A 14,797-nucleotide genomic window follows, 5' to 3' on the forward strand; every position below is an offset into this window, starting at 1 on the left:
GTTGGCGGAATGGATGACCTCGGATCTGCCGCAGTTCGGCCTGCTGGTGATGCAGATTGACGGGCTGCCATGGACGGCAACCTGTTGATGATCGGCGCGGTCGGGGTCGATGCGGCTGGCGCTGCGCAGGACCACGCGGGGATCAAGTCCGCCGGATCTGACCTCAGCGCGCCTGGCAGGCACTTTCAAAGCGTTCCTGACAGACTGCGAGCACCTCGTCACCGGGGCGTTGCCACCAATCCTGGGCCGAGAATATCTCGACTTCCTGCGGGCCGTTCCAGCCTGCGGCCTCGATCATGGCGCGGATGCCCGGCAGGTCGATCACCCCGTCCCCCATCATGCCCCGGTCCAGCAGCAGGTCGCGCGTGGGCACCCGCCAGTCGCAGATATGGTGCGCCATGATCGCACCCATGCGGCCTGCCCGCGCAATCGCCTGCGCCAGCCCCGGGTCCCACCAGACGTGATAGACATCGATCGCCACGCCGACCCCCGGCCCCAGCGCTTCGCACAGGTCCAGCGCCTGATCGAGCGTGTTCACGCAGGCGCGGTCGGCGGCATACATCGGGTGCAGGGGTTCGATGGCCAGCGGCACGCCCGAGGCGCGGGCATGGGGCAGCAGCGCGGCGATCCCCTCGGCCACCTGCGCGCGCGCGTCCGTGATATCGCGCGAGCCTTCGGGCAGGCCGCCCACCACCAGCACCAGACAATCGGCGCCCAGTTCCGCAGCCTCGTCCACCGCGCGGCGGTTGTCATCAAGCGCCGCCTGCCGCCCTTCGGCATCCGCGGCGGGGAACATGCCGCCCCGGCACAGGCCAGTCAGCCGCAACCCGTTGGCGCGAACGATCCGCGAGGCCTCGGCCAGCCCGATGGCGGCGACCTGGTCGCGCCAGGGCGAGATTGCCGTGATGCCGCGCGCCAGGCAGCCGTCCACGGCCTCGGCAAAGCCCCATTGCTGGCGCGTGGTGGCCAGGTTGATGGACAGGATGTTGTCGCTCATGGGGTCGCTCCTTGCTTCAGTGGCTCCAGCGCGTCCGTGTCCGGGTCCAGCGCGCAGCCAAAGCCCTTTGCTGCCAGTGTGCTGGTGAGCGCAATCATGCCGTCATCGATCCGCAGGCGGGACTGGCCGTCGGTGACTGTATAAAGATCCGGGTGGGCCTGCGCGTAGCGGGCCTGTTCCGCCGCAGGCGCTGTGCCCATCCCGCCTGCGAAATGGTGCCCGTTGCGTTCCACATGCGCGTTGCCGGTCACGGCGACCAGCACCAGATCCTGTTGCAGGGCCAGGCCCGGCTGCACGGTCAGATCCTCGGCTGACAGGAACAGGCGCGCACCTTCGGCGTTGCCCTGCGCCACCCGCGCCGCGTTCAGGAGCGCGCGATAGACCCCCTTGCAGGACTTGGACGACACGCCGGTATAGCCGAGGCGCCGCGCCTGCGGGAAGGACTCTAGATCGGCATCGGATTCGTCGATCTCCAGCGCCACCCGGGCGGCCAACTTGGACACATCGGTGTCCAGCGTCACCGCCCGCGCCATGGGCTGTTCCACGAACAACAGCCCCGCGCGCAGCCCCATCAGCGCCGGGTGGGCCGCGATTCGGTCCAGCAGGTCCGCCAGCGGTTCGGGGCCCGGGTATTGCTCATTCCCGTCGAGCGTAGCCTGCCAGCCGGGGGCTTCGGCGTCCAGCACCGCCGCGATGCGCGCCAGCCGGTCGGTATCCGCCACCGGGTCGCCGGAGAGTTTCAGCTTGAAATACCGCGGGGCGTAGGTGGCGATCACCTGATCGAGGCTTTGCGGCAGCCCGTCATTCAGCGGGGTTTCGATCTCCTCCGCCGTCAGCGCATCGCCCAGGCCCACGGTGTGGCGGAGCGCGATCCGGTCGGGCGCGGGCCGGGCGGCGAGAAAGGCGGGCATGTCGAAGCCGCGCAGGTCCGGGGTCAGGCGCGCGTCCATTCCGGCCAGGTTGGCGCGCAGCGCGTCCACCGCCGGCACCCCGTGCATCCGGCACAGCGCATCCAGCACCGCCCGGTCCGGCAGTGCCATCCCGAAGGAGGCGATCAGCCCGCCCATGCCCTGCGCCGCGCAGGCCGCCGCGTGCCCCGGCGCGGCGCTTGCGTGCAGGTCGAACGCGGTCCCTGCGCCCGCCCCGGCCAGCGCCTCCAGCCCCAGCCGCAGGGCGCGGCGCAACTGGTCGATGTTGTCATCCACGCTCAGGTCCGGCGACTTGTCGAACCAGCGCGGCATCATCATCTCGGCCGCCCAGCCGGTGGCGCGGCGGCCCTGCGCGTCCTCCACCACCACCCGCACGAAGGCCTGCGGGGCGGCGGCGACCGAGGCCGCGCCGAAGCGGAACGGGAAGCGGAAACGCACGGGCCGCTCGAAAGCCGCCCAGTCCATCACCCGCAGGCGCGGCGCGTCCGTCACGGGGTTACACCATGGACCGCCAGCAAGCGGGCCATGCGGTCGCTGGCAAGGTCCGGATCGGCCAGGCACCCGGCGGCATCGGCCAGCCGGAAGAGTTCCGCCAGATGCTGCAAGGACCGGGTGCTCTGCTGCCCGCCGACCATGGTGAAATGGTCCTGCAAGCCGTTGAGATAGGCCATGAACACCACCCCGGTCTTGTAGAACCGCGTCGGTGCCGCGAAGATGTGGCGTGACAGAGGAACGGTGGGCGCGAGCAGGCTGTGGAAGCTGCCTTCATCGCCTTGCCCCAGTGCCTCCAGCGCCGCCGAGGCCACCGGCGCGATGGCATCGAAGATGCCCAGCAGCGCGTCCGAATGGCCCTGCGCGTCCCCGGCGATCAGTTCGGCATAGTTGAAATCATCGCCCGTATACATGCGCACGCCCTCCGGCAGGCGGCGGCGCATGGCGATTTCCTTTTCCTTGGACAGGAGCGAGATCTTGATGCCGTCCACCTTGTCCGCATGCGCGGCGATCACGTCCAGCGCGACTTCCATCGCGGCCATGTGGTCGGCGTGGCCCCAGTAGCCCGCCAGCGCGGGGTCGAACATCTCGCCCAGCCAGTGGATGATGACCGGGTCCTTGCTCTTGCTCAGGACATGGTCATAGACGCGGGCATAATCATCGGGGCTACGCGCGGCGGCGGCCAGGGCGCGGCTGGCCATCAGGATGATGCGCCCGCCGTAGCCTTCGATCACCTCGAACTGTTCGTCATAGGCGCGCAGGATATCGTCGATGGTGACGCCTGCGCCGGGGTCCAGATGGTCGGTTCCGGCGCCGCAGGCGATCAGCGCGTCATCGCGGCCCGCGGCCTCGGCCAGGGCGCGGCGAATCAGCTCCTGCGCCTCGGGCCAGCCAAGGCCCATGCCGCGCTGGGCGGTGTCCATCGCCTCGGCCACGCCAAGGCCGAGGTCCCAGAGCCGGTGCCGAAACGCCAGCGTCCGATCCCAATCGATGGCCGGGGTCAGCCACGGGTCATGCACGGCCAGCGGATCGGCCACCACATGCGCGGCGGCAAAGGCGACGCGGGGAAAGGCATCGGCACGGCGCCGGGCCAGCGGCACGGGCGTGCCGCTCAGCCTGTGGGGCCGCAAGGTGCCGTCCGGGTGCGGCAGGGTGATCGTGCCCATCGCCTCAGAACTCCAGCGCGGGAACGTCCAGCCAGCGGCGTTCCTTCCATGATTGCAGACCCAGCGCGGCAAGCTGCACACCCTTGGCGCCCGCTTCCAGCCCGTAGGGCCAGGGCGCATCCTCGGCCACATGGCGCAGGAACATCTCCCATTGCACCTTGAAGCCGTTGTCGGCGGGCCAGTTGTCGGGCACTTCCTCCCAATCGTCAAAGAAGTTCATGGTCTGCGGCTGGTCGGGGTTCCAGACCGGTTTGGGCGTGTTCACCCGGTGCTGGGTGAAGCATTTGTGCAGCCCCGCCACCGCCGAGCCATGCGTGCCATCCACCTGAAAGGTCACCAGATCATCGCGCCGCACCCGCACCGTCCAGGAGGAGTTGATATGCGCGATCACGCCGCCCTCCAGCTCGAACGTGGCATAGGCGGCATCGTCGGCATCGGCGGCGTAGCGGTTGCCGCCCTCGTCCACGCGCTCGGGGATATGCGTGGCGCCCAGGCAGGAGACTGCGCGCACCTCGCCGAACAGGTTGTCCAGCACATAGCGCCAGTGGCACAGCATATCGAGGATGATGCCGCCGCCATCGGCCACGCGGTAATTCCACGAAGGCCGCTGCGCCTGCTGCCAGTCGCCCTCGAACACCCAGTAGCCGAATTCACCCCGCACCGACAGGATCTTGCCGAAGAAGCCCGAATCACGCAGCATCGCCAGCTTCATCAGGCCGGGCAGGAACAGCTTGTCCTGCACCACCCCGTGTTTCAGCCCCGAGGCGCACGCCGTGCGCGCAAGTTTCACCGCAACGTCCAGATCGTCCGAGGTGGGCTTTTCGCAATAGACATGCTTTCCGGCGCCCAGTGCGCGTTCCAGCAGCCCTGCGCGCATCTGCGTGGTGCCCGCATCAAAGAACACCGTGTCATCAGGGTTGGCGAGTGCTGCGTCCAGATCATCGGACCAGCGGGCAATGCCGTGACGTTCGGCCACTGCGCGGACGCGGTCGGCGTTGCGCCCCACCAGGATCGGATCAGGCACCAGCCGGTCGCCATTCGCCAGCATGATGCCACCCTGATCGCGAATCGCCACGATCGAGCGCACCAGATGCTGGTTGTACCCCATGCGCCCCGTGACGCCATGCATGATCAGGCCAAGCCGCTGTTCGCCCATTTTCCTGTGTCCTCGCTGACTGGTGGCACGCCGGTCGGGTGCCGCTATGTAACCTAATGGTTACTTAGCCCCAGCGTGGCGCTTCGGTCAAGCGTGAATGTCACGCCGCTCAGACACCGATTACCATGCGCGCCCCGGCCAGCGTCAGGAAGGCCAGGATCATCAGGTCGAAGGTGCGCGGGCTGCTGATCCGGCCCAGCCACGCGCCCACCGGCATGAAGGCAAAGACCGGGATGCAGGCGAAAAGCCCCAGCCCCAGCCAGTGCGCCTGATAGATGCCTGCCACCATCAGCGCCGGAAGCTGCACCAGCGCAAAGCCCAGGAACATGACCGAAACCGCGAACACCGTCGCCCGCCGTTCCAGCCCCAGCGCGTGGATGAAGGTCACGCCCGCAGGCGCGGCGATCCCGGTGGCGCCCTGCAAGGTCCCTGCCGCCAGCCCCGCCACCGGCCCCAGCCGCCGCCCCGCAACCTCGGACAGCACGAAGCCGGGCTTTGCCAGCCGCAGCGCCACATAGGCCAGCAGCATCGCACCCAGTCCGGCCTCGAGCATCCGCTCAGGCAGGGAGTCCAGCGCCCAGGTGCCCAGCCCGACCCCGACTGCGCCCAACCCCAGGAACCCCCACAGGAACGCCAGCCCCGGCAACGCCCGCGATGCCCGGTAGGCCCAGATCTGATAGAGGTTGGTGACAATGATCGGCACCAGCATGATACCGATGGCCTGCTGCAGCCCCACCAGTGCGGTCAGCAGCGGCAGCGCGATCAGCGGCAGGCCCAGCCCGGTCGCGCCCTTGGAAACCGCCCCCGCGCCCAGCGCCAGAGTCAGCCAGAACATCATCTGCAGGTCCATGCGCATCCTTTCGGTGGTCCGGCGCTGTAGCTCCGGGCGATTGACAGGGCGGGCCGCATCGCCCCAGCATGCGCGGGGCGGGGACCGCAGGAACAAAGGGGTTAGCGATGAAATTCAGCCTGTGCAACGAGGTTCTGGCCAATGTGGATCTGGCCGAGCAGTGCCGCCTGGCCGCCGCCATGGGCTATGCGGGGCTGGAAATCGCGCCCTACACGCTGGCTCCGGACCCCACGCGGATGACCGACCGCCAGATCGCTGATGCCCGCGCCATCGTCGCCGATCACGGGCTGGAGGTGACGGGGCTGCACTGGCTTCTGATCGCGCCCGAGGGCCTGTCGATCACCGACCCGGACCCGGCGATGCGCGCGCGCGTCACCGATGCGCTGGCCGCGCTGGTGGACCTTTGCGCGGGGTTGGGCGGGCGCGTGCTGGTCCATGGATCGCCCAAACAACGCCGATTGGGGGCGGAGCCGGAGCGCGCGCGGGCGGTGGCGCTGGAACATTGGGCCGCCGCCGGGGCGCGGGCGCGGGCGGCGGGCATGGTCTATTGCATCGAGCCGATTTCCGCAGACGAGGCCGATTTCGTCACCACCCTGGCCGAAGGTGCGGCACTGCTGGAGGCAGCGGCCGAGCCGGGGCTGCAACTGATGATCGACACCGGCCACGCCCTGCGCGGCGAGGGTGAACCGCTGGCCGATCTGGCCGCGCGCTGGCTGCCCACCGGGCGGATCGCGCATGTGCAACTCAATGACAGCAATCGGCGCGGCCCCGGTCAGGGGGCGGATCGGTTGGCGCCGTTCCTGGCCGCGCTGCGCGGGGCGCGATGGCCGCACCCGGTGGCGGTGGAGCCTTTCGTCTATGTCCCCGACGGCGCCACCACCGCCGCGGCATCCATCGGGTATCTGCGCGGGGTGCTGGAAGGGCTGGATGGTCCGGCGGCAGGCTGATTGCCACCGGGTTCCGGCGGCGCGCGCCACCTGAATTGAACCGGATGGTTACTTATGACTTGACAGAATGTCGCGCGCGCCACAGGCTGAGCCGCGTGCTGCCCGTTGCGGGGCACCTGCCTGGGAGGAGAACTGGAACCATGACTTATCGCATTCGAGTGCGGCTTGCCGCAGGGGCATTGGCAAGCGTCGCACTGGCCACCGGCGCCATGGCGCAAGACTGGGAGCCGGGCGGCCCCATCAACATCATCGTGCCCTGGGGCGCGGGCGGGTCCACGGATCAGGTCACCCGCGTCACCGCGCCGATCATCGCCGAGGCGCTGGGCGTCAATGTGGTGATCGTCAACCAGCCGGGCGCCTCGGGCTCCATCGGCACGCAGGAAGTGCTGAACGCCCCGCGCGACGGAATGACCTGGACCGCCAACGCAATCAAGAACAACGCCACCTATTCGGTCAGCGGTCTGATCGACGATACATCCATCGACGACTGGCACATCTATCTGTCGGTCGCCAACGCGCCTATGGTCAGCGTGCCCGCAAACAGCGAGTTCGAGGATTTCGGCGCACTGCTGGAAGCCTTTCGTGAGCGGGGAGAGGATATCACGGTCGCCACCGCGGGGGTGACATCGTCGGGCGGAACGGCGATTTCCAGCCTGGCCACGGCGGGGGATTTCGACTTCCGCATGATCACCTATGACGGCGGCGCACCTGCGGCCACCGCCACTGCAGCGGGCGAGGCGATGGTGACCACGCAATTGGCCGTGGAGCAGATCGAACTGGCGCGCGGCGGCCGCCTGCGGCCACTGGCCATCCTGTCGGACCAGCCGCTGGTGGTCGAGGGGATGGACCCGGTGCCGGCGATCACCGACTGGCTGGACATGCCGCTGGCGCCTGACTACTTCGGTATCTTCATTCCGCGCGGCGTGCCGGATGAGGTGATCGAAACCATGGACTACGTCTGGGAAAACCACGTCGCCACCTCGGACGCGCTGCGCGATTATGCCGAGGGCTTCGGCGCTGTGCTGGCGCCCTCCTGGGGCGAACTGGCGCGCGAGCGTTCCATCCCCATCGCCATCGCCGACGCCTGTGGCAAGGCATCGCGCGGCGAGGCGGTGATCGATCCAATCGAACTGGGCTTCGACTGTGACACCATGACCGAGGTCAGCGCCCAGTGAGCCACGAGTCCTCAGACCCGTCCGCGCCTCCGGGCGCGGGCGGTCCGGTGCCGGACCAGCCAGCGGATGGCAATGGCGACGGCGATGGCGCGCATATGGTACGCGCCGATCTGCTGACCGGGGTCATCCTGCTGGTGATCGGCGTTGCGGTGGCCTGGGCGTCCTGGGAGATGCCACGTCTGGAAGTTCGGCGCATCCATCCGGCGACAGTGCCGGGGCTGGTGCCGGGCCTGCTGGGCATCGCGCTGGCGATCTGCGGCGCAATCCTTGCGGCGCGCTCGGTCCGGGTGGCCGCCGACGGCGCGGGCTGGCGCCGCTTCGGCGCGACCTTTCTGACCACATCGGCGGCACGGGTGGCGGCGACCATGGTGCTGGCGCTGGGCTATGCGCTGGTGCTGGTCGGCTGGCTGCCGTTCTGGGCGGCCTCGGCGGCGTTCGTCTTCGCGTTCATCGTGCTGTTCGAACGGGTCTTTGCATCCTCGCCGCATCCGCTGTGGCGCACGGTGCTGACTGCCGGGGTGCAGGCGATTATTGTGGGTGTGACCGTTTCGGTGGTGTTCCAGACCGGGTTTCTGGTGCGCCTGCCATGACCACGACATCCGACAGGGAAAGGAAAACCGGGCAACATGCTTGAAGGTCTGGCGCTTCTGGGCGACGGCGTGGCACATTTCCTGACGTGGCAGTCGCTGTTCAACGTGCTCTGGGCGACGCTGCTGGGCATCATCATCGGCCTTTTGCCGGGGTTGACGGCGACCATGGGCGTGGCGCTTCTGGTCACGCTGACCTATCCCATGTCGCCGGATCAGGCGATCCTGAGCCTGATGTGCATCTACGTCGGCGCCATCTATGGCGGCAGCCGCACGGCGATCCTGCTGGCCATTCCCGGAACACCCGCCAGCGCGGCGACCACGCTGGACGGCAACCCGCTGGCGATGTCGGGCAAGGGCGGGCTGGCCATGGGGCTGGCCACAACCTCGTCGGCGCTGGGCACGTTGGTGGGCATTGTCTGCCTGGCGCTGCTGGCGCCCCTGCTGACCGAAGCCGCGCTGAACTTCGGCTCCTATGAATTCTTCTGGCTGGCGCTCTTCGGGGTGGTGATCTCGGGGCGGCTGACGGCCTTCGACGATCCGATCAAGGGCTATGTGGCGGGACTTCTGGGTTTGCTGGTGGCCATGATCGGCATGGAGGGGCTGCACGGCTTTCGCCGTTTCACCTTCGGCATGCCGGCGCTGGGCGGCGGCATCGACCTGATCCCGGCCATGGTGGGCGCCTTCGGCCTGGCCGAGATCCTGGTGGTGATGAAGCGCAAGGTCTCGGCCCGGATATTCGACGCGTCGGACCGGGTGGTGCCGCGCTTCAAGGACGTCTGGAAATACCGCCGGACCACGGTGCGTTCCGGCGTGATCGGCACCTTTGTCGGCATCGTCCCCGGCGTGGGCGAGGATATCGGCGCCTGGGGCTCCTATGCCGCCGCCAAGCGCAAGAGCGCCGAGGCCGACCGTTTCGGCAAGGGCAGCCTGGAAGGGCTGATCGCCGCCGAAACCGGCAACAGCGCCGCGATTCCCGGCTCCATGATTCCCACGCTGACGCTGGCGCTGCCGGGTTCGGCGGCGGCGGCGGTGCTGATCGCGGCCATGTATATCCACGGCATCCGCCCCGGGCCCATGCTTCTGGTCGAAAACGCGCCCTTCCTTTATCAGGTGGTGGCGATGCTGGCGCTGGCCACATTGGCGATCCTGGTGCTGGGGCTTGCGCTGACGCGGGTGCTGCTGCGGGTGATGACGGTGCCCCGCGAACGGCTGATGCCGGTGGTCTATGTGCTTTGCGTGGTCGGCTCCTTCGCCATCGCGCAGCGGATGTTCGATGTCTATGTGATGCTGGCCTTCGGCATCATCGGCTTCTTCCTGCGCGAGATGCGCTATCCGATGGCGCCGCTGGTCATGGGTATCATCCTTGGCACGCTGCTGGACGTGAACCTGCGCCGCGGCCTGGCGCTCTCCAACGGCGATCTGACCCCCTTCTTTACCCGGCCCGTTTCTGCGGTTATCTGCGGGCTGGTCGTCCTGTCGATTCTGTTCAGCATTCCGGTGATCCAACGCTTTGTCACACGCCTCTTCATCAAGGACCGCGGCCCGCAAAGCGGGGGCGGCTGACCCCCCGCGGCGGACGCGGAATTCGGAACGCACGAAGGAGGCGATCCTGGCCGCCGCGCGTGCCGAGTTCTGTGAACACGGGCTGGGGGGCGCGCGGGTGGATGCGATTGCCGAACGGGCCGGCGCCAACAAGCGGCTGCTGTACCACTATTTCGGCAACAAGGAGGACCTCTATCGCGCGGTCCTGCTGGACGCCTATGCCGAAATCCGCGCGGGCGAGCGAGAGCTGAATCTGGAAGCGCTCGGCCCGGACGAGGCGATGGACCGCCTGGTGCGCTTCACATTCCGGCATTTTCTGGACAAGCCATGGTTCACCAGCCTGCTGTCCACCGAGAACGTGCAGAATGCGGCCTTCCTGAAGACCCTGCCGGATATTCCCGCGCTGCATTCGCCGCTGGTCGGGCAGATCGAGAAAATCCTGGAGCAGGGGCGCGCGGAAGGCATCTTCCGCGACGGGATCGACCCGATCCAGCTTTACATCTCGATCGCCGCGCTGGGCTATTTCTATGTCTCGAACATGAAGACCCTGTCGGTGATCTTCGAGCGCGACCTGGGCGCCACCCCCATGATCCAGGAGCGCGAGGCGCAGGCGGTGCAGATGGTGCTGCGCTACCTGTGGAAACCCGGCGTCCAGCCGGTGCGTGAGGTCTGAGCGGGCCGCGTGCCCTGTGACGGGTTTCGAAGGCGATGGCGGCTCAGAACTGGCGGGATGGGATCGCCGTTGCGCTTGTGATCATGTTCGGTCAGCCGAAGGATTGGCGCAGGACCGCCTCGCGTTTCGACAGGTGCCCGCAGCTCTTCTTCTCCGCCGTCGCGCGCACCGCAAAGGTCCTCTTCTGGTTTTGAGCACCAATGAGACCGGAGTCTAAGAGGACAATCTTTCCGACTGGAACATCCAACATACCGCCTGCTCGATCGGGAGCGGCCGGGAATAGACAAAGCCTTGAACGATGTCGCAGCCCAGCGACTTGACGATCTCAAGCGTTTCGGCGTCTTCCACACCTTCGGCAATGACCGCCATTCCGAGAGACCGGCCGATGGACACGACACTACGGAGCATATTGCGCGCCTCTGCTGAGTCCCGAACTTCACGAACAAAGGAGCGATCGATCTTGAGTTCCGTGAACGGGATTTGCACGAGTCGACTTAGCGATGAATAGCCCGAGCCAAAATCGTCAATCGACAGCTCGAACCCATTCAGGCGAAGCCGCGCGAACATTTCGATGTCCTCTGTCGTGGCATCGTTCAGCCCGTTCTCAATCACCTCGATGACGATTCTGCTTGAAGCCGTTCCCGTTGAACGAATCATAGTGGGAAATCGAGATGCAAACTCTCTACTGTGTCTGGACATGGACATGTTCAAGGACAGATGCATTCCTTCCGGGAGCTTGTCAGAAATGCAGGATGTGACAAGGCGGACCAGCTTTTCCATCCAGATCGTTTCCAGGCCGTACTCTTCGAACAGGTCAATGAACTCCCCAGGCAAGATCAGCCCCTTCGTGGGATGGTTCCATCGCGCCAATGCCTCAAACCCTACGATGCAGTCATCGCTGCATCTAACTTTGGGCTGAAGGTAAATCGTGAATTCGTCCCGCGCGAGAGCATCCCTCAATTCACCTTTCGTAAAACGTTGCCGGGTATGTGTATCCGGTTCAGGCTCAACTGTTTCCGCGATGGCCGGATGGACTGGCCAGAGAAGCGCCTTGAGATGCTTGGCACGGAAGGGTTTCTGAAGAGTTCCAATCACATCAGCGCCATGCGCAAGCCCCACACGACGAGCGGCCTCCAGAATGCGGCTATCTGATCCACTGGCGATGATGACCTTGGCACGGCATTGACCATCAAGTTTCCTCAGAACTTCCAGCCCGTCCACCTCAGGCATCGAAAGATCAATGATCGCATGGGTCGGATTGAAGACCTGCAGTTGCTCCAGAAACTCCGAAGCCTGCAGGGCGACCAAAGTTTCGAAATTGAGACTCTGCGCTATATTGGCGATGGTTTCAGCAATCATCGCGTCGTCATCAAGAATTATCAGACGGCCGGAAGTCTTGGCGGTACTCATATCTCAAGGCTCTCTTTCCAAAGTCGATGCGGCTATCGATAACCGAGGCTGCGATATGCATTACTGCATGTCAGCGCATTCTTGCCTCCGGACCAGGTGCCCTCTGGTCAAATGCTGCCCTGACCGGACATCTCAAGAGATCAGTTCACCACCCATCCCGCGTGACGGCAAACTGAAATCTGCCTGCGCCAACCAAGGTCAGGCGGCCACAACCATGTTCCTTCCATTTGACTTGGCCGCATAGAGCCGTTCATCCGCAAGTTCGAGCCAATCAGCGGTGCGCATGATTCCTTCCTCGACATGCGCAACACCCATGCTGGCGGTCACGACAAGGTTTGGTGCCGCTGAAAACTTCAATCGATGTATTTGCCTCAGAAGAAGCTCAAGAACCATCTTGGCATCTTTTGGCTTCAGACCCTCAAGCAGAACTCCAAATTCTTCACCGCCAAGACGGGCAATACTGTCACCTTTGCGGAGCTTGCCTTGTATGGCCCCAACAATCGCCTTGAGCACGTCATCACCGACCGCATGGCCATATGTATCATTGATCCTCTTGAAGTGGTCGAGATCGAGTACGGCCAGGCTACTACGCCCCAAACCGCGCCTGAAACGCTCAAGCGCGATATCAAGCCGATTTGCGAATATCCCACGGTTCAAGGCGCCTGTCAGGCAGTCGTACGCTGCTTTTTCTCTAAGCTCAATCTGCGCGAGAACGAGTTTGGCAAACTTTCGCAATGTGGCCATCTCGTCGTCCCCGAACTGACGGGGCTCGGTTCCCATGATGCAGAGTGTGCCGATATTATAACCATCGCGCGTGGTCAGCGGCGCCCCCATATAGCATCGAACGCCCGGGTCGCTGACAACATAGGGGTTTGAGGCAAACCGTTGATCCTCACGTGCATCCGGAATTGTCATCACATTCTCACCGCGGATCACGTGATCACAAAAGGCCACTTCACGCGGGGACTCTGCAATGTTGAGGCCACGCTTCGCCTTGAACCATTGCCGGTTGGAATCAATCAGGCTGATTGCGGCCATCGAAACCCCAAAGGTGAACTGAACGAGGTCGACGATGTTTTCGAACTCCTTTTCGTTCATCGTGTCGAGAATACTGTATCGCCTCAAAGACGCGATGCGCCCGGCCTCATCGTCAAGTTTCAGCATCTTCCTGGTGTCCTGAACTGTAACCCAGAGCATTGTTTGTGTTGGAAAAGGTCTGAACCTATCCCAACGTCGAAGGTTTGGATCCTGCAGGACAATGGCTATTCATGGATAGACACAGTTATCGCTCCTGCATTCACTTTGATCATTTGCCGGGGTTATCCAGCATTCTCCAGCATCCAACTTACATTGGCAAGAAATCGACCGAAAGCTGACCTTCTGGCCAAACATCTACCTAGCCAAACGACCAACCCCGAGGGAAAATCATGGAAGATTCTGCAGAAAATTCTCTCCTGGACTGAGGCTCTTGATCGTATCTGGGCGGGCGCCGAACTCCCGCGCCAGCTTGAGCACCGAGTTCTCACCCTTGATCGCAGCCACCGCCACTTTCGCCTTGAATGCCGGGCCGTGCTTCCGGCGTGGTCATCTTGCCGTGGTCTTCTCCTCGCTTGCAAAATCATGCTGCTTTCGCGCGGGAAATCCACTTGTCCTGGCTGCTCAGAGTCCATTACCTGATTGTGCGCACATCACATTTCACCACGCGTTGCTGCGCAGGTACTGGAAGTCGACATCAGGTAGAAGCTCGCGCTTCTCGCGCATCTCCTCTACGGGCATAAGGTCGATCAGAACTGCATGCTGCTTGTTCAGAAGCCTGACACCGGCAGTCGTCTTTATCGGGAAGAACGGTCGCTCGTCGCAAAGAAGATCGAGAACCCGCTGACCCTGATGCACAAAAACCGCCCCAATGATTTGGGTCTGGTCCGTTACGGTAATGCGTACAGGAACCGCGAATTTTGAAAGCCTGGTTCGTGGATTCATGTCGGCTCCTTTCGATCTACTGTTGCGCGAGAATTTACACCAGTCACGCCCTTGTCAGCTTCCCGAGAACGGTACTCTGCGCTGCTTGCCCCGGGGTTCAAGGCCCCCAACGCATCGCCAGAATGACAGAACGGTCTCCCGTCAATAGCGTTAAACCCATTCGCATCTTGCGGGTCCATGGTCACACAATTCAAGTTAGAACATTCTTCATTAAAGATCACGCCATTTGAACAATCATTCCGTCCTCCACAATCCCGGAGCACCGTTCTGCGAATCCTGGGAGAGATTGGTTCTGCAATGGCAATACTGACGCGCATTTTTGCAGGCTACAGATGGCTGACGATGCGTGCGACCAGCCATTCGCAATAAGCACGATACATCGCTCTCCACCTCTCCGATCAATGCCTTTCAACGATGCGCACCCAACGCCCCGGGCTGCGCATCGAGCGATGGGCCTATTTGGCCACGCTTAACGCGTGCCGCGCCCATGCACCACCTGTCCTGACGACCTGTCCATATGCCATGCTTACGCTTGGCCACATGGGCAGGCGAGCTGACACCATCGATGCCGGATAGGCGCTGGCAGGCACCATCCCGGTGCCTGCCGATTTCTGCGCGTCCCAGCGAACAGTTCCCACCATCTGGCGCATAGATAGACAGACCCATCGAATGCATCGCCCATGTCCGAGCCCGTCACGCTGTCCGATCTTCAGAAGATGCACCGCATGGCGGCCGCGCTGGTGGTGGCCGATCCGGTCTATCTGCCCATCTTCGAACGTATCGAGCACGAGCTCGCGGTGTTCACGGCCCAGGGCGATGCGATCAGCCGCGCCCGCGCCATCGCCGCGCGTCACAAGGCGGTCGGCTGAAGCAACGTCTGCTGGTGCTCC

14 protein-coding genes and 1 pseudogene are annotated in these 14,797 nt (G+C 64.4%); 7 read left to right on the forward strand and 8 right to left on the reverse strand.

Annotated features, from left to right (window positions below; all coding sequences use genetic code 11):
- Positions 1–163: 163 nt before the first annotated feature.
- The 5 genes from HUK65_RS14305 to HUK65_RS14325 form a co-directional block, all read right to left on the reverse strand.
- Positions 164–997, reverse strand: coding sequence for a sugar phosphate isomerase/epimerase family protein (locus HUK65_RS14305; RefSeq protein ID WP_179906957.1), 834 nt, complete (start codon positions 995–997; stop codon positions 164–166).
- Complete coding sequence (locus HUK65_RS14310) at positions 994–2,418, reverse strand: enolase-like domain-containing protein (RefSeq protein WP_179906958.1); 1,425 nt, start codon at positions 2,416–2,418, stop codon at positions 994–996. Before HUK65_RS14310 ends, HUK65_RS14305 begins: the two co-directional genes overlap by 4 nt.
- On the reverse strand, positions 2,415–3,584 hold the full coding sequence (locus tag HUK65_RS14315) for a dihydrodipicolinate synthase family protein (protein WP_179906959.1): 1,170 nt from the start codon (positions 3,582–3,584) through the stop codon (positions 2,415–2,417). The genes HUK65_RS14310 and HUK65_RS14315 overlap by 4 nt, the downstream gene beginning before the upstream one ends.
- 4 nt (positions 3,585–3,588) lie before the next feature.
- Positions 3,589–4,740, reverse strand: coding sequence for a Gfo/Idh/MocA family protein (locus HUK65_RS14320; RefSeq protein WP_179906960.1), 1,152 nt, complete (start codon positions 4,738–4,740; stop codon positions 3,589–3,591).
- Between the two features lie 109 nt (positions 4,741–4,849).
- Positions 4,850–5,590: a sulfite exporter TauE/SafE family protein gene (locus HUK65_RS14325; protein ID WP_179906961.1), complete on the reverse strand. Its 741-nt coding sequence runs from the start codon at positions 5,588–5,590 to the stop codon at positions 4,850–4,852.
- A gap of 107 nt (positions 5,591–5,697) precedes the next feature.
- Here HUK65_RS14325 and HUK65_RS14330 point away from each other — a divergent pair, with 107 nt between their 5' ends.
- The 6 genes and pseudogenes from HUK65_RS14330 to HUK65_RS18800 form a co-directional block, all read left to right on the forward strand.
- Positions 5,698–6,537, forward strand: coding sequence for a sugar phosphate isomerase/epimerase family protein (locus HUK65_RS14330; protein ID WP_179906962.1), 840 nt, complete (start codon positions 5,698–5,700; stop codon positions 6,535–6,537).
- Positions 6,538–6,677: 140 nt separating this feature from the next.
- Positions 6,678–7,712, forward strand: a complete 1,035-nt coding sequence (locus HUK65_RS14335; protein WP_179906963.1) for a Bug family tripartite tricarboxylate transporter substrate binding protein — start codon at positions 6,678–6,680, stop codon at positions 7,710–7,712.
- A complete protein-coding gene (locus tag HUK65_RS14340; RefSeq protein ID WP_179906964.1) occupies positions 7,709–8,302 on the forward strand; it encodes a tripartite tricarboxylate transporter TctB family protein in 594 nt (197 codons plus the stop codon). Before HUK65_RS14335 ends, HUK65_RS14340 begins: the two co-directional genes overlap by 4 nt.
- Before the next feature lie 36 nt (positions 8,303–8,338).
- A complete protein-coding gene (locus HUK65_RS14345; RefSeq protein ID WP_179906965.1) occupies positions 8,339–9,865 on the forward strand; it encodes a tripartite tricarboxylate transporter permease in 1,527 nt (508 codons plus the stop codon).
- Positions 9,813–10,517 (forward strand): TetR/AcrR family transcriptional regulator, encoded by a 705-nt coding sequence (locus tag HUK65_RS14350; protein WP_179906966.1) that lies wholly within the window; start codon positions 9,813–9,815, stop codon positions 10,515–10,517. Before HUK65_RS14345 ends, HUK65_RS14350 begins: the two co-directional genes overlap by 53 nt.
- Before the next feature lie 80 nt (positions 10,518–10,597).
- Positions 10,598–10,711, forward strand: a pseudogene (locus HUK65_RS18800) (IS5/IS1182 family transposase); the annotation flags it as partial.
- Between the two features lie 19 nt (positions 10,712–10,730).
- On the opposite strand, the gene HUK65_RS14355 reads toward HUK65_RS18800, so the two are convergent.
- The 3 genes from HUK65_RS14355 to HUK65_RS14365 form a co-directional block, all read right to left on the reverse strand.
- Positions 10,731–11,927 (reverse strand): EAL domain-containing response regulator, encoded by a 1,197-nt coding sequence (locus tag HUK65_RS14355; protein ID WP_179906967.1) that lies wholly within the window; start codon positions 11,925–11,927, stop codon positions 10,731–10,733.
- 198 nt (positions 11,928–12,125) lie between these two features.
- Complete coding sequence (locus tag HUK65_RS14360; RefSeq protein ID WP_179906968.1) at positions 12,126–13,091, reverse strand: sensor domain-containing diguanylate cyclase; 966 nt, start codon at positions 13,089–13,091, stop codon at positions 12,126–12,128.
- A 531-nt stretch (positions 13,092–13,622) separates the two neighbouring features.
- Positions 13,623–13,862: a DUF6812 domain-containing protein gene (locus HUK65_RS14365; protein WP_407692436.1), complete on the reverse strand. Its 240-nt coding sequence runs from the start codon at positions 13,860–13,862 to the stop codon at positions 13,623–13,625.
- A 725-nt stretch (positions 13,863–14,587) separates the two neighbouring features.
- Here HUK65_RS14365 and HUK65_RS14370 point away from each other — a divergent pair.
- Positions 14,588–14,776, forward strand: coding sequence for a hypothetical protein (locus tag HUK65_RS14370; protein ID WP_179906970.1), 189 nt, complete (start codon positions 14,588–14,590; stop codon positions 14,774–14,776).
- Positions 14,777–14,797 lie beyond the last annotated feature (21 nt).

Origin of the sequence: Rhabdonatronobacter sediminivivens (assembly GCF_013415485.1) — a bacterium.
In the GTDB taxonomy this organism is placed as follows: Bacteria; Pseudomonadota; Alphaproteobacteria; order Rhodobacterales; family Rhodobacteraceae; genus Rhabdonatronobacter; species Rhabdonatronobacter sediminivivens.

Bases quoted from the DNA above. Each gene is read 5' to 3' on its own strand.
- HUK65_RS14330 (WP_179906962.1), top strand. From the start codon at position 5,698: ATGAAATTCAGCCTGTGCAACGAGGTTCTGGCCAATGTGGATCTGGCC.
- HUK65_RS14315 (WP_179906959.1), bottom strand. From the start codon at position 3,584: ATGGGCACGATCACCCTGCCGCACCCGGACGGCACCTTGCGGCCCCAC.
- HUK65_RS14355 (WP_179906967.1), bottom strand. From the start codon at position 11,927: ATGAGTACCGCCAAGACTTCCGGCCGTCTGATAATTCTTGATGACGAC.
- HUK65_RS14360 (WP_179906968.1), bottom strand. From the start codon at position 13,091: ATGCTGAAACTTGACGATGAGGCCGGGCGCATCGCGTCTTTGAGGCGA.
- HUK65_RS14370 (WP_179906970.1), top strand. From the start codon at position 14,588: ATGTCCGAGCCCGTCACGCTGTCCGATCTTCAGAAGATGCACCGCATG.
- HUK65_RS14305 (WP_179906957.1), bottom strand. From the start codon at position 997: ATGAGCGACAACATCCTGTCCATCAACCTGGCCACCACGCGCCAGCAA.
- HUK65_RS14345 (WP_179906965.1), top strand. From the start codon at position 8,339: ATGCTTGAAGGTCTGGCGCTTCTGGGCGACGGCGTGGCACATTTCCTG.
- HUK65_RS14325 (WP_179906961.1), bottom strand. From the start codon at position 5,590: ATGGACCTGCAGATGATGTTCTGGCTGACTCTGGCGCTGGGCGCGGGG.
- HUK65_RS14320 (WP_179906960.1), bottom strand. From the start codon at position 4,740: ATGGGCGAACAGCGGCTTGGCCTGATCATGCATGGCGTCACGGGGCGC.
- HUK65_RS14335 (WP_179906963.1), top strand. From the start codon at position 6,678: ATGACTTATCGCATTCGAGTGCGGCTTGCCGCAGGGGCATTGGCAAGC.